The organism is Pedococcus sp. P2_A3, assembly GCF_056405035.1.
In genome coordinates this window covers 73,191-86,423 of record NZ_JBFUCW010000020.1, presented here as the reverse complement: position 1 = coordinate 86,423, position 13,233 = coordinate 73,191, and the positions used below count along the sequence as shown (strand labels likewise).

Here is a 13,233-nt window from a genome sequence, read left to right as displayed (position 1 = left end):
TCGATGGCGCGCGCCGCCGGTGCGGACCTGGTCATCGTGACGACGTGGGTGAGCCCGGAGCGGGAGCCGTGGATGGGTGACCTCTGGCACGACCCCGCGCGCGCTGCCGACCTGGTCGCCGCCGAGTACGAGACCGCAGCGGCCTGCGTCCGCGACGCCATGGCGCAGGTGGCTGAGAGCCACCCCGGGGTCCACACCGTCCCCCGCACCCCCGAAGGGCGGCCGGGGGAGGCGCTGCTGTCCGAGTGCGGGGAGGCGGGACTCGTCGTCGTCGGCTCCCGGGGCCACGGTGGGTTCGCGGGACTGATGCTCGGCTCCGTGAGCCGAGCGGTGCTCCGGCAGGCCACCCTGCCGGTCGCCGTGACGCGGGACGGCGGACTGTGATCCGACGCCCTACGCTGTCCCCACAACGAAAGGGTGCCGATGGTGATTCGCGTCTACCTGCTGGACGACCACGAGGTGGTGCGGCGTGGCCTGCGGGAGCTCCTGGAGGTCGAGGACGACCTGGAGGTCGTGGGTGAGTCGGCCAGCGCGAACGAGGCGACCCGTCGCATCCCGGCGCTGCGCCCGCACGTGATGGTGCTCGATGCCCGACTGCCCGATGGTTCGGGCATCGACGTGTGCCGCGACGTCCGGTCCGTGGACCCGTCCGTGGCGGGCATCATCCTCACCTCCTACGACGATGACGACGCGCTGAAGTCGGCCGTGCTGGCCGGCGCGATGGGGTACCTGCTCAAGGACATCCGGGGCAACGACCTGGTGGCCTCGATCCGTCGGGTCGCCGCGGGGGAGTCGCTGTTGGACAGCGGGGTCGTGGAGCGCCTGCGGGCGCAGTGGGGGCACAACGTGGAGGACCCTCGACTCGCAGGGCTCTCCCCCCAGGAGCGCCGGATCCTCGAGCACATCACCAAGGGCCTCACGAACCGCCAGATCGGTCAGGCCATGTCGCTGGCGGAGAAGACGGTGAAGAACTACGTCACGTCGGTGCTGGCGAAGATGGGCCTGGAGAGCCGCACCCAGGCGGCTGTCTACGTCGCCGGCCACGCGTCCCACACCGACGGGACCAGGGACCCCCGCAGCAGCGGTTCGGCCTGACGGGAGGGGAGCCGACGCACGTCGCGCCGACTGCGGAGCCGGCGTCGCTGGACGTGGTGTGCGACCTCTGTTTCCTCGAGAGGTCGAGCACGCCCTCGGCGGGACCAACGGCCCTGTGAGCAGGAGTTCGCCGGTGTCAGGCTCGTCCTACCCAAGCCGTGCGCTTCCCTGGAGGACTCGATGGACACCAACGTCTCTGGCCGCCCCGTGGTCGTGGGCTACGACAGCTTCGGCACCGGTGATGCTGCGTTCGACTGGGCGGTCCGCGAGGCTGCCCGGCTGCACGCGCCGTTGCACCTGCTGGTGGCGCGCGGGATCGTCTACCTCGCCGCTCCCGGGTTCGGGGCGGCGTCACCGTGGCCCGACGACCTCACGGGTCAGATGGTCTCGGAGGCGCGCAGCTATGCCGCGCAGCGCGCACCGGGCACGAAGGTCACGGTCGACTCGTCGGTCGGGACCTCGGCCGCGTTCCTCGTCGACGCCTCACGCGAGGCCGCGCTGGTCGTCGTGGGTCGCCGGGTCCACTCTGCGGTCCGAGAGGCGTTCTCGGGATCGACGTCCGCACAGGTGGTGGCGCACGCCGCGTGCCCCGTGGTGGTGGTCGACCGCGAGCTCGAGCTCCCCGCGACTGCGCCGATCGTCGTGGCTGTCGACGGCTCCTCGGCCAACGACTCCGCGATCGCCTTCGCGTTCGACCGCGCCGCCGCCCTCGGCGCCTCGGTGGTCGCCGTCCACGCCTGGTGGGTCGACGCCGCGGAGCGGATCGGGGTCGCCTGGCTCACCGAGGAGCAGATCGTCGAGCTCGAGCACGCGGAGCAGCGGCTCCTCGACGACGCCATCTCCCCGTGGGCCGACAAGTACCCGGAGGTGCCGGTCCGGAAGGTGTTGGTCCGTCAGGTGCCGGTCGCCGCAGTCCTTGCGGAGGCCACGGGCGCCCAGCTGATCGTGACGGGCAGCCGCGGTCACGGCGGGTTCGTGGGACTGTTGGTCGGATCGGTGAGCCAGGGGCTCCTCCACTCGGCGGACCGTCCCTGCCCCCTCGTCGTCGTCCACACCGAGGACCGCAGTCTTGGCCCGGTGCAGGGGCAGGACCCGGTCAGATGAGCACCGACCTCCCCACCGACCACAGTGGTCTGCGGGTCATGGGCACCGAGGAGTGCCTGGAGCGGATGCGCGGCGCAGCCATCGGGAGGGTCGCCTTCGCCCGGGACGGTGCCATCGTGGTCCTGCCGGTGCACCACGTCGTGCACGGTATGGACGTGTGCTTCCGGACCAGCGGAGGGTCCAAGATCGAAGCCGCTGCCGACCACGACCCCATGGGCTTCGAGGTCGACGCCTACGACGTGTCGGCGGCGACCGGGTGGAGCGTCAGCCTGACGGGCACCGCCTGCGTCGTCGAGGACGACGAGCTCCTGGGAGAGCTCGACGGACAGCTCGACCGGATGAGCGGCGGGTTGTGGCCGGTCGGGGACGTCGACCGTGCCGTGTGGATCGAGATCCGCTCCGACCAGATCACGGGACGCGCGTTGCCGGCTGCTGCGACGTGACCCCTGCGACGTCCGCGTGACGGACCCCCGTCACGGCCTCAGCTCGGGGTGACGGGAGCGCTCGGGTGCGGCCCGAGCTCGACGCTGCGGATCCCGGGGACGGTCGAGGCGGTCGCCAGGGCGGCCTCGACGAGGTCGGGCGGTGGAGGCTCGACCGTCACGCGTCCTGAGTGGACCACCGCCACCCACTCCGGATGGCCGGCTGCCGCGAAGGCACCGAGGACGGCCTGGGTCAGCAGTGCGTCGGGCACGGCCAGTGCGCGCAGGATGTCGCTGCGGCTCACCATGCCGACCAGCCGCCCGTCCTCGACGACCGGCATGCTCTTCCACCCGGTGTCCGCGAGCGCCAGGGCCACCTCGGAGCAGTCGGTGTGGGCCAACGCGCAGACGGCATCCACGGTCATGACGTCCTCGACGAGGAGGTCGGTGAGGGGCGAGGGCTCCACGGGTCTCAGGTGGGACCGCGGATCCTGCGGGAGCGGCTGGCGAAGGATGTCGGCCTCCGACAGGATGCCCACCACCCCCTGCTGTGCGTCCACCACGGGGAGTGCACTGATCCCTGCGGTGCCGAGCAGCCGGATGGCCTCCTCGAGCGGCCGGTCGCGCGTGATGCTCACGACGGGCGCAGTCATGACGTCGGCTACCAACATGGTGAGGACCTCTTCTCTCAGGTGCCAGCTCTCAGGTGCCAGCGTGCTGGGTCCCGCCTGACGGGCACAGGGCCCTTGGTCCTGAGGGACCAACGGCCCTGTGCTGCGAGGAGCCGGGCCCGGAGGCTGGATCCACCCGCTGCGACGGCGGGGGACGTGTCGGAGCGACGAGAGGCGTCGGGATGAGCATGGTGGCGGCTCGATGAACATGGTGGTGGCTCGATGAGCACAGTGGTGGCGCCGGGAGCGTTGGTCGCGGGTCTCGACGGTTCGCCCCAGTCCTGGGCGGCGCTGGACTGGGCGATCGACCTGGCCCAGCTGGAGAAGCGGGCCATTCACCTCGTGCACGCCCACGGGACGACCCCCGACTCGGCGAGCCAGGGAGAAGCCCTCCTCCAGTCGGCCGTGCACCGCGTGCACGCCATGGACCCGGGGCTGCGCGTCAGCAGCACGAACGCCGCGGAGCCGGGCAGGTCCGCCTTGCTCGGCGCCTCGGCTCAGGCTGCGCTCCTGGTGGTCGGCGCCCATGGACGCGGCCACCCGGCGACCGGTCGGCTCGGGTCGACCACTCTCGCCGTGGTCGGGGCCGCGGCCTGTCCCGTGGCGGTCATCCGTCCGGCGGCCCTCAACCGTGAGCACGTCCGACGCGTCGTGGTGGGCGTCGACGAGTCCGCCGGCTGCCACGACGCCATCGGGTTCGCGTTCGCCCAGGCCGACCTCCGTCGCCTGCGCCTCACCGCGGTCCACGCGTGGCACGCGTCGGACCGGATCGGGCTGCGTGGCGCGATCACTCCGCCCCACCTGTGGCGCACGTCCGTGGGCAATGAGGAGGCGGCCATGGCGGAGTCGCTGGCCGGCTGGGGTGAGAAGTACCCCGACGTGGAGCTCCACCGCGTGTCGATCCGCAAGGAGTCCTCCGCGGCGATCCTCACCACTGCCGGCGACGCAGACCTGGTGGTGCTGGGGTCGCGGCCGGCCGGGCCCCGCTCGGAGACGATCGGCTCGCCGACGGTCCGCAAGGTGCTGCGGTCAGCGGCCTGTCCGGTGGCCGTGGTGCCCGAGGGTTCCCTCTGAGCAGGGTGCCCGCCTCGCTCTGGGCAAGGGTCCTTAAGGCCCGCACCCTCACGACCGCACCCTCACGACCGCACCCTCACGACCGCACCCTCGGGCCCGCCCCTGCAGGCCCGCTCACGCAGCCCGGTGACCCCGCGGGGAGGGCACGACGACAACGGGGCAGTGCGAGTGGTGCAGCGCGCGGCTGCTCACCGAGCCGAGGAGCAGACCGGCGAAACCGCCTCGGCCGCGAGTCCCCACGACGAGCAGCTGCGCATCGCGGGACGCCTCCTCCAAGGTGGACGTCGCCTCACCGCGGACGAACTCGGTCCTGGCCTCGACGTCCGGGTACTTCTCCCGGCACCCGGCCACCATCTCGCCCATCATCAGGTGCTGCGACTCGGCGGCAGCCTCCCAGCCAGCGACCCCGTGCTCACGCTCGGCAGCGATGTCGGACGCCATCGGGCCGAATGCCTCCCACCACCACGCGTGCACCGCCACGAGCGGGGCCCGGCGGACCGAGGCCTCGGCGAAGGCCCATTCCACTGCGGGACGGGAGTGCTCGTCGTCGTCGACGCCCACCACCACGGCGAGGTCCTCGGTCGGACTCCAGTCCTCCGGGACGACCAGGACCGGGCACTGTGCGTGACTGGCCACCCGGCCGGTGGTGGCCCCGAGCATGATGCTGCCAGCTCGTCCGAGCCGACCAGCGCCCATGACCAGCAAGGAGGCCGTCCGGCTGGCTGCCACGAGGGCGGCCGACTGGTCATCGACCACGGTGGCGGAGGTGACGGTGAGGTCGGGTCCGAGGGCGCGGGCCCGGGCCAGGGCCATGGCGGTGCGCGCTCGCTGCCGGTCGAGGCGCTCAGGGGTCCAGGGGACGATGCCGATGGCGGTGGCATGGAGGACGTGCAGGGGCCGTTGGTGCAGGCGAGCGTGGATGACGGCAGCCTCCAAGGGCCGGGTGTCGCTGCCGGTCCCCTCGACACCCACGACGACGGCGCCCTGGGCGTGGACCCTGGTCTCGGTCATGGCTCAGCCCTCTCTTCCTTCCGTGCGTTCTCGCACTGACGCTAGGTGGGAGGCCCCCCGGGCACGAGAGGCCAAGGTCCTGTGACCGGAGCGGTGCACGGCGCCGCGGACCGGCTGCCTTCAGCGCGAGCGAAGGCTCACGTCGTGCTCACCGGTGACGCCTTCGATGTCATCGGCGGCCGTCTCGAGCAGCTGGTCCGCGAGACGCCGCAGGGCCCGTGCCACGGCGACCTCGTCCCCGATCTCGGGGACGACCCTGTCGCCCACACTGCGGTGGCTGTGTCCGTGGGCGGTCAGGTGCGTGGGGGAGTCGGCCAGCAGCACGACCGTCGCTTCGGCGTCGTCGTCCGACCCGAAGATGGACACCCTCACCTGCCAGTCCCGCACCCGCGGATGCTCCCCGGGTGCGTGCGGCTGGGGCTCTCTCGGCCTGGCTGGGCCGGCGCTCTCCGTGGGGTGGGAGGTGAGCCGCAGGATCGAGCCGGGCCCGGGGTACAGCAGTCCCTCGTGCCCGTCGCTCCAGCGGACGAGGTACGGAGGTTGGCCATCCTCGCCCCGTGCCTCGAACACCTCGCCGTCACGCAGCGGGCCGTCGATGGTGGGTGCGGCAAGGATGATGCGATCTCCGGGCTGCGCTCTCATGGTGTCCTCCAGCCGTGGTTGGTCTTCCAAGGCTCGTCCCACCGGGGGCCGGGCAACCGGGCCGAAGGTCCCGCATCGGCGGGCAGGTCTCCCGGGGCGCGGCGGAGTCAGGACCAACGGCCTGTCCGCGCTGGCCGCCGAGGACGACAGTGGAGCCATCCACCGACGTCGCGACGGTGAGAGGAGAGCACGATGAGCAACCCTGGAGGCAGCGGATCGTCGTCCGTCGCCCTCCCCGACGTCATGTCGGCGTGGGAGGCCACGGGCGAGTCGGGCCGGCGAACCCGCATCCGGATGACGGAGCGTGCCGTCCCCACCCCGGGCCAGGGTGAGGTGCTCGTGGAGGTCGAGGCCTGCGGGGTCTGCCGGACGGACCTGCACGTGACCGACGGCGACCTGCCGACCCACCGTCTGGGTGTCGTCCCCGGACACGAGGTCGTGGGGACGGTGGTGGGGGTCGGACCCGGCGTGCACGAGCTCCGTCTCGGAGACCGGGCCGGGATCGCCTGGCTGCGCAGCACGTGTGGTCAGTGCCGGTGGTGCCGCAGCGGGGCCGAGAACCTGTGCCCACGATGCACCTTCACGGGGTGGGACGCCGACGGTGGGTATGCCGCGTACGCCACGGTGCCCGCGGCATACGCCTATCGCGTCCCTCCGGGGCTGGACGCCCTCCAGGTGGCACCCCTGCTGTGCGCAGGCATCATCGGCTTCCGTGCCCTGCGTCGCACCGGGTTGCCGCCCGGGGGCCGGCTGGGCATCTACGGCTTCGGTGCCAGCGCCCACCTCACCGCCCAGATCGCGCTGCGCCAGGGCGCGGAGGTCCACGTGCTGACGCGCGGTGAGGGGGCGCGACGGCTCGCCCTGGAGCTGGGTGCCGCCTCAGCAGGTCCGGCCGGCGCAGCGCCGCCGGTGCCGCTCGATGCGGCCATCCTCTTCGCTCCTGCCGGTGAGCTCGTGCCCGTCGGCCTCGAGGCACTGGAGCGGGGTGGCACCCTGGTGCTGGCCGGGATCCACGTCAGCGAGGTCCCGGCGCTGGACTACCAGCGGCACCTGTTCCTCGAGAAGCACCTGACCTCGGTGACGGCCAACACCCGCCGGGACGGCGCTGACCTGCTTCGGCTGGCCACCACCCTGGGTCTGTCCGCAGAGGTGACCAGCTACCCGTTCTCGGAGGCGGACCGGGCTCTCGACGACCTGGCCGGCGACCGGGTGACCGGGGTGGCCGTCCTGCAGATGGCCTGAGGCCTGGAACCGGCACGGCTGCCCTGGACAGGACATTGGTCCCTGCCAGCAGTCTGCGACACCGGGGAGGGTGGGGTCATGGAGCAGGTTCTCGCGCGTGGGGGACGGGTCCTCACGGTGCGTGAGGTCACGCCGTCAGACCTGAGGGCGATCGAGGACCTGATCAGGCGGCTGTCCCCTCGGTCGGCCCGCCAGCGCTTCCTGTCGACCTCGACCACGGCGGCGCCCCTCTACGTGCAGGCGTTGGCGGACCCCCTGCGGACGCTGGATGCCGCCGTGGTCGAGCTGGGGTCGCGCATCGTGGCGGTGGGGTCGACCCACCCGCTCCCCGACGGCACCGTCGAGTTCGCCGTGGCGGTCGACGACGAGGACCAGGGCCGTGGCATCGGAACGGTGCTGGTCGAGGCCCTGGTGACGAAGACTCGCAAGCGCGGGGTCCGGACGATGGTGGGAACGGTGCTGGGGGGCAACGCGCAGATGTTCGACCTCCTGCGGCACCTCGGGCTGACGTGGCGTTCGGTGGTGCAGGACGGCACGGCGGACGTCGTCCTCACCATCGCGGCGGACCCCGGCTACGTGGCCGCCCACGAGTCCAGGAAGCAGGTGGCTCGGGGGGCGGCAGTGCGGCCCCTGATGGCACCGGCCGCCGTGGCGGTGTTGAGGTCAGACCCTGGCACGCGTGGTCGTCGCGTCGCCATGTCCGGGCGCCCAGAAGTCCCCGTGTCCCCGATCCACCGGGCAGGTGGCGGGTTCGAGGTCCCGGCCGGCGCTGAGCTCGCGCTGATCCCCGACGGGTTGGGCGACGCAGGCCCGGCGGCGTTGGCCTGTGCTGAGGCGGGGGTCCCTGCCATCGCCCTGATCGGATCCGGTCGCGGTCGCAGCGGCGTGCGGCACAGTACGGACGTGTTGTCCGCGGAGGTGCTGGGGCGCATCCTCGCGGCGGGAGCCCGCGTGCTCGGGCCCGGGTCGCAGGCCTTGGTCAACACCGACCCGCTCGTCCGCCTGCAGGTCGGGCAGAGGGGCACCCGGGTGGCCGGCGGCACCGTGGCGGTCGTCACCGACGACGCCGGGAGCCTCGATCCGTTGCGAGCGCAGCTGTCCGCTCGTGGGCTGGGTGTCTCGGGCATCGTCGACATCGGCCGCGGCTGCGACCTCGCGGTGGAGGACCTGGTCGCCTGGTTTGCCCGGGACCCACGGACGGAGGTCATCCTCGTCAGTCTGCGCGGCGCGGCCTCGGCGACCCTGCTGCACGAGCTCGCCCAGGTGCACAGCACCCTCAAGCCCGTCGCCCTCCTGTGCTCCGACGTCCACGGCACCGACGGAGCGGCCACGCGCAAGGGCACCGCACCAGTGCGGGCGACGTCCCCCGGCAACCTCGCCGACCTCGCCATGATGTTCACCCTGGGTGGGCGACCGCTCGGGCGGCGGGTCGCCGTGGTCACCAACGAACCCTGGCCGGTGCTGGCGGGAGCCAACCGACAGCTGGCCCGACTCAGCATGTTCGGTCCCTCCCTGACGCAGCACTCCGAGATGCGGATCCACTTCCTCAGCCCTGAGAGCACCACCCGCGGAGCCGTCCTGGCCCTTCCGCGCGACGTGACGGCTGAGCAGATCCATGACGTCCTCGAGACCTTGGAGGAGGACCCGGGTGTCGACGCGGTGGTCATCGACCACCGCCCCAGCGCCGTGCTGAGCAAGAGATCTCTCTGGCAGGTCATCGGTGCGCTTCCCCGTGAAGCGGCGACGGGTCGCCCCGCTCCTGTCATCGTCGCGGTTGACCCCCGTAGCCCCCAGCACCACGGGGCGGTCCCGGTGTTCGCCAGCGTGGAGCAGGCGCTGGACGGCCTGGCCAGGGTCTGCCCGCGGTAGCGGGGGGCGACCTTCCGGTGCGCTGACTCTGTCAGGTGCCGGGGTGCAGGGGGGGCTGGGGTGCAGGGGGGCTGGGGTGCAGGGCCCCGGGGCGCCGGTGCCGGCACCTCACCGACGCAGGGCCCGTCGGCGGCCCACGGTCTTCGCCACGGCGTCGACGAGGACCACCCCGAGCGCCGTCACGGCCGCTGCGGCCAGCCCTAGCACGGGTGGCCACTCACCGCCCAGGACGTCGGCCAGCGGGGGAGTGACGAGGAACCCGATGCACAGTGCGACATCGACCAGCAGGGCCCATCCCAGGAGCCGGTTGCCCTTCAGCCGGTTGCGCCACGCCGGCCGGGTCCAGCTCCGGCAGGCAAGGGCGTTGGCGAGCTGGCCCAGCGCGATGGCGAGGAAGCACCCGCCGGAGGCGGCGGCCAGGAGGCCGGGTGGTGGGGTGGTGCCCCATCGCCACCCACCGGCATACAGCACGGCCGCGAACGCGCAGAGGGACAGGACTGCCTCGGTGGGTCCCAACAGCCCGAACGCCCGACCCAGCACAGCACTCGTGACGAGTCTGCGGGAGCGCACCGGTCCCACCATGGTGCGTCGACTGGGGGGTTCGGCTCCCAGGGCGAGCGCCGGCAGCATGTCGGTGCCGATGTCGAGGGCCAGCACCTGGAGCACCCCGATCGCGAGGGGGAACTGACCGCCCGACAACGCCCAGAGGACGAAAGGGGCCAGCTCGGCGACGTTGTCCGTGAGGTGGTAGGTGAGGAAGCGGCGGATGTTCGAGAACGTCGCTCGGCCGAGCTCGATGCCGGCCACGATGCCGGCGAAGTGGTCGTCGAGGAGCACGATGTCAGCGGCCTCACGCGCCACGTCACTTCCTGACGCCCCCATGGCGATGCCCACGTCAGCCGCCCGCAGCGCAGGTCCGTCGTTGACGCCGTCACCGGTCATGGCCACCACGTGCCCGGCGGCGCGCAAGGACCGTGCGATGCGCAGCTTGTCCTCCGGCGTGACGCGAGCGACCACCACGCCGTCGTCCCGAGTCATCAGCGCAGCAAGGTCGGCATCAGCCGTCGGGAGCTCCGCCGAGGTGACGGCGATTGTCCCCGGCCCGGCCAGACCCACCTCGCGAGCCACGGCGAGGGCTGTCGCAGGGTGGTCGCCGGTCACGACTGCGACGCGGATCCCAGCCAGGTGGCAGGACCGCAGCGCCCCGGCGACGTCCGAGCGCGGCGGGTCCTCGAGGGCCACCACGCCCAGCAGCTCGAGGTCACGCTCGAGCTCCGAGGGGGAGTCCTGACGCCAGGTGGGTGGGGCCGTCCTCCGCGCGGCCGCGATGACGCGCAGCCCCCGGGAGGTCAGCTCGTCGACCGCTTGCTGGAGGGCCGGGACGCCCCCGGACATCCCGGCCGCCAGGACGTCCGGGGGCCCCAGGACCAGCACGTCCTCACCCTGGCCGTCGACGCGCCGCACCACGACCGAGGACCGTCGGCGCTCGGCCGTGTAGGGCAGCCGGCGCAACACGTCCGCGTCGGGCGAGGGCGGCGCCTGCAGGCGATGGGCGAGGACGTCGAGAGCCACCTCCATGGGGTCGCCGTGGGGCCGCCAGCCCTTGGCGTCGGGCATGATCCGGCCACGGACACAGGACGCGGCCGCCCAGGCCAGCGTCTGCACAGGTGCGCTCGGTGTGGCCCCCGGGTCGGCGGTCGGGTCGTATCCCGCGGCCGTGAAGCTCGTCCGTCCCCCCGCGGGCGTCCACGCGGCGACCGCTGACATCTGGTTGAGGGTGAGCGTGCCGGTCTTGTCGGTGCAGATGAAGGTGGTGGCGCCGAGGGTCTCGACGGCCTCGAGCCGACGCACCAGCACGCGACGCTCGGCCATCCGCTGCGCCCCGCGGGCGAGGGACAGGGTGACCGTCGGGAGCAGGCCCTCGGGCACGAGTGCGACCGTGACCCCCAGACCGAAGAGGAAGGCCTTCGGGACGGAGAGGCCGAGGAGGACCGAGACCCCGGTCAGGGAGACGCCGACTGCCGCGGCGATGAGAGCGACGGCCCGCACCACGCGGTTCAGCTCGCCGGTGAGCGGACTCACCCCGGGGGGTGACGACACCGTGAGCTCGGCGATGCCCGCGAGTCGGGTGTGTCCACCGGTGGCGGAGACGACACCCTCGGCCTCGCCCTCGACCACGAAGGTGCCACACCAGAGCTGGGCTCCCGGGGTGGGGTGGACGGGCAGGCTCTCCCCGGTCAGGAGTGACTCGTCGACGGCGAGCGAGTGCGCCTCGACGACGAGGAGGTCGGCGCAGATGCGTTCCCCGGGCACCGTCAGGACGACGTCCCCCACCACCACGTCGCGGACCGCGACGGACCGCAGGACGCCGTCACGGCGCACCTGCGCCCGGGCGGGGACGAGCTCGCGGAGCCGGCTGGCGGCCTGGTCGGCCCGGAACTCCTGGAGGAAGGCGAAGGCACCGTTCACGAGGACCACGACGACGATCGCGACGGAGAGCTGCGGCATGCCCGCGAACAGGGCGAGCACTGCCGCGATCCACAGCATGGCCGCGAACAGGTGCGTCATCTGGGCCAGGAGCTGCCACGCCGGGTGCCGTCTCCGGGCCGGCGGCAGCTCGTTGGGGCCATCGCTCGCGAGCCGCGCGCTCACCTCCGACGAGGTCAGTCCCGGCAGCCCATGGCCCGGGAGGCCCCGTCCCGACGACCTGCCTGTGCCCGCCCTAGTCGGCGAGGACACGCTCGCCCAACCGGGGGACGACGACGGCACAGTCGAGCGCCTCCCGGACGCGGGCGGCCAGGGCTGCGCTGGCTTCAGGCTCGCCGTGGACGAGGTACACGGTCTGGGGCGGCGCCGGCATCTGCTGCAACCACCCGAGCAGCTCCTCGGCGTCGGCGTGCACGGAGAACTCGTCGTCCGCCACGACCTCGGCGCGCACCCGGACGTAGCGCCCCATGATCTTGACCTCGTGGGCGCCCTCCAGGAGGTCGCGCCCCCGCGTGCCGACCGCCTGGTAGCCGGTCAGGACCACGGAGTTGCGGGCGTGGGGCAGGAGGTTGCGCAGGTGGTGGACCACCCGTCCTCCGGTGGCCATCCCTGATGCCGACACGATGATGCACGGGCTGCCGGGGTTGTTGAGGGCCTTGGACTCGTCGGCGCTGCGGGCCGCTCGCAGACCGTGCAGGACCGACAGCTCGTCCAGACCCGCGTCGAGGAGCTCGGCGGCGGCCTCCGGCTGGCTGTAGACGTCGAGTGCACGCAGCGCCATCGGACTGTCGACGTAGACGGGTACGTCCGGGATGGATCCGGCCGCACGCAGCCGGGCCAGCGCGAGCAGCACGAGCTCGGTGCGGTCCACGGCGAAGGCCGGGATGACCACCGTGCCGCCGCGGCCGATCGTCCGACGGACTGTGGCGGCGAGCACGGCGTGCGACTCGTCGACTGCTGGATGGGTGCGGTTGCCGTAGGTGGACTCGAGGACCACCGTGCGCGCTGCTGGTGGGGCTGACCGCGGTCGAAGGAGTGGATGCGCGGGTCGGCCGAGGTCGCCCGAGAACAGGATGCTGCTGTCGCCGAGCTCGACCAGCGCGGTCGCCGAGCCGAGGATGTGCCCGGCGCGTGCGAAGGCCACCGAGCCCCCTGACGTGAGGGTGAACCGTTCGTCGAAGGGCTTGGGCTCGAACCGCTCGATGGCGCGCTCGGCGTCGGCGGCGTCATACAAGGGCACTGGCGGGTCGTGCCGCGACCACCCGCCGGAGGCCGCGCGGAGGGCGTCCTCTTCCTGGAGGTGCGCGCTGTCGCGCAGGACGATGGCCGCAAGCTGCGCGGTCCCGGACGTCGCCCACGCTGGTCCCGTGTAGCCCTGGCGCACCAGCGCGGGGAGGTAGCCACAGTGGTCCAGGTGCGCATGGGTGATGAGGACGTCGTCCACGCTCGTCGCAGCCAGCACCGGCTCCTCCCAGTTGGCCCTGCGCCAGCGTCGCTCCCCTTGGTAGAGACCGCAGTCCACCAAGAGGCGGGACGACTCCGCCTCGACGAGGAACTTGCTCCCGGTGACGGTTCCGGCGGCGCCCAGGAACGACAGCGCCGTCGTCACGGGGTCC

12 protein-coding genes are annotated in these 13,233 nt (G+C 72.7%); 7 read left to right on the top strand and 5 right to left on the bottom strand.

Translation table 11 applies throughout. The features are described 5' to 3' along the window. The 4 genes from AC1DX8_RS15985 to AC1DX8_RS15970 form a co-directional block, all read left to right on the top strand. On the top strand, positions 1-384 hold a 384-nt coding region (locus AC1DX8_RS15985; RefSeq protein ID WP_477630927.1), incomplete at its 5' end, for a universal stress protein. A 39-nt stretch (positions 385-423) separates the two neighbouring features. Next, positions 424-1,095 carry a response regulator gene (locus AC1DX8_RS15980; RefSeq protein WP_477630926.1) on the top strand — a complete coding sequence of 224 codons (672 nt, stop codon included), beginning with the start codon at positions 424-426 and terminating at the stop codon, positions 1,093-1,095. 180 nt (positions 1,096-1,275) lie between these two features. Further along, entirely contained in the window at positions 1,276-2,199 is a 924-nt protein-coding gene (locus AC1DX8_RS15975) for a universal stress protein (protein WP_477630925.1), read from the top strand. After that, positions 2,196-2,642 carry a pyridoxamine 5'-phosphate oxidase family protein gene (locus tag AC1DX8_RS15970; RefSeq protein WP_477630924.1) on the top strand — a complete coding sequence of 149 codons (447 nt, stop codon included), beginning with the start codon at positions 2,196-2,198 and terminating at the stop codon, positions 2,640-2,642. The genes AC1DX8_RS15975 and AC1DX8_RS15970 overlap by 4 nt, the downstream gene beginning before the upstream one ends. 38 nt (positions 2,643-2,680) lie before the next feature. On the opposite strand, the gene AC1DX8_RS15965 is transcribed toward AC1DX8_RS15970, so the two are convergent. Next, positions 2,681-3,274, bottom strand: a complete 594-nt coding sequence (locus tag AC1DX8_RS15965; RefSeq protein WP_477630923.1) for a CBS domain-containing protein — start codon at positions 3,272-3,274, stop codon at positions 2,681-2,683. 240 nt (positions 3,275-3,514) lie between these two features. Here AC1DX8_RS15965 and AC1DX8_RS15960 point away from each other — a divergent pair, with 240 nt between their 5' ends. Beyond that, positions 3,515-4,366 (top strand): universal stress protein, encoded by an 852-nt coding sequence (locus tag AC1DX8_RS15960; protein WP_477630922.1) that lies wholly within the window; start codon positions 3,515-3,517, stop codon positions 4,364-4,366. Positions 4,367-4,480: 114 nt separating this feature from the next. On the opposite strand, the gene AC1DX8_RS15955 is transcribed toward AC1DX8_RS15960, so the two are convergent. Both AC1DX8_RS15955 and AC1DX8_RS15950 read right to left on the bottom strand, forming a co-directional pair. Continuing rightward, entirely contained in the window at positions 4,481-5,377 is an 897-nt protein-coding gene (locus AC1DX8_RS15955; RefSeq protein ID WP_477630921.1) for a universal stress protein, read from the bottom strand. 120 nt (positions 5,378-5,497) lie between these two features. Next, entirely contained in the window at positions 5,498-6,019 is a 522-nt protein-coding gene (locus tag AC1DX8_RS15950; protein WP_477630920.1) for a dsRBD fold-containing protein, read from the bottom strand. 192 nt (positions 6,020-6,211) lie between these two features. Here AC1DX8_RS15950 and AC1DX8_RS15945 point away from each other — a divergent pair, with 192 nt between their 5' ends. Then, on the top strand, positions 6,212-7,261 hold the full coding sequence (locus AC1DX8_RS15945; protein WP_477630919.1) for a zinc-binding alcohol dehydrogenase family protein: 1,050 nt from the start codon (positions 6,212-6,214) through the stop codon (positions 7,259-7,261). A gap of 78 nt (positions 7,262-7,339) precedes the next feature. Continuing rightward, on the top strand, positions 7,340-9,130 hold the full coding sequence (locus AC1DX8_RS15940; RefSeq protein ID WP_477630918.1) for a GNAT family N-acetyltransferase: 1,791 nt from the start codon (positions 7,340-7,342) through the stop codon (positions 9,128-9,130). Between the two features lie 108 nt (positions 9,131-9,238). Here the strand turns inward: AC1DX8_RS15940 and AC1DX8_RS15935 are convergent, their stop codons facing one another. After that, positions 9,239-11,869, bottom strand: coding sequence for a cation-translocating P-type ATPase (locus tag AC1DX8_RS15935; RefSeq protein WP_477630917.1), 2,631 nt, complete (start codon positions 11,867-11,869; stop codon positions 9,239-9,241). After that, entirely contained in the window at positions 11,853-13,226 is a 1,374-nt protein-coding gene (locus AC1DX8_RS15930) for an MBL fold metallo-hydrolase RNA specificity domain-containing protein (RefSeq protein WP_477630916.1), read from the bottom strand. The genes AC1DX8_RS15935 and AC1DX8_RS15930 overlap by 17 nt, the downstream gene beginning before the upstream one ends. Positions 13,227-13,233: the final 7 nt, after the last annotated feature.

Excerpts from the sequence above, each read along its gene's own strand:
- AC1DX8_RS15955 (WP_477630921.1), bottom strand. The coding sequence starts at position 5,377 with ATGACCGAGACCAGGGTCCACGCCCAGGGCGCCGTCGTCGTGGGTGTC.
- AC1DX8_RS15945 (WP_477630919.1), top strand. The coding sequence starts at position 6,212 with ATGAGCAACCCTGGAGGCAGCGGATCGTCGTCCGTCGCCCTCCCCGAC.
- AC1DX8_RS15940 (WP_477630918.1), top strand. The coding sequence starts at position 7,340 with ATGGAGCAGGTTCTCGCGCGTGGGGGACGGGTCCTCACGGTGCGTGAG.
- AC1DX8_RS15965 (WP_477630923.1), bottom strand. The coding sequence starts at position 3,274 with ATGACTGCGCCCGTCGTGAGCATCACGCGCGACCGGCCGCTCGAGGAG.
- AC1DX8_RS15950 (WP_477630920.1), bottom strand. The coding sequence starts at position 6,019 with ATGAGAGCGCAGCCCGGAGATCGCATCATCCTTGCCGCACCCACCATC.
- AC1DX8_RS15960 (WP_477630922.1), top strand. The coding sequence starts at position 3,515 with ATGAGCACAGTGGTGGCGCCGGGAGCGTTGGTCGCGGGTCTCGACGGT.
- AC1DX8_RS15970 (WP_477630924.1), top strand. The coding sequence starts at position 2,196 with ATGAGCACCGACCTCCCCACCGACCACAGTGGTCTGCGGGTCATGGGC.
- AC1DX8_RS15975 (WP_477630925.1), top strand. The coding sequence starts at position 1,276 with ATGGACACCAACGTCTCTGGCCGCCCCGTGGTCGTGGGCTACGACAGC.
- AC1DX8_RS15980 (WP_477630926.1), top strand. The coding sequence starts at position 424 with ATGGTGATTCGCGTCTACCTGCTGGACGACCACGAGGTGGTGCGGCGT.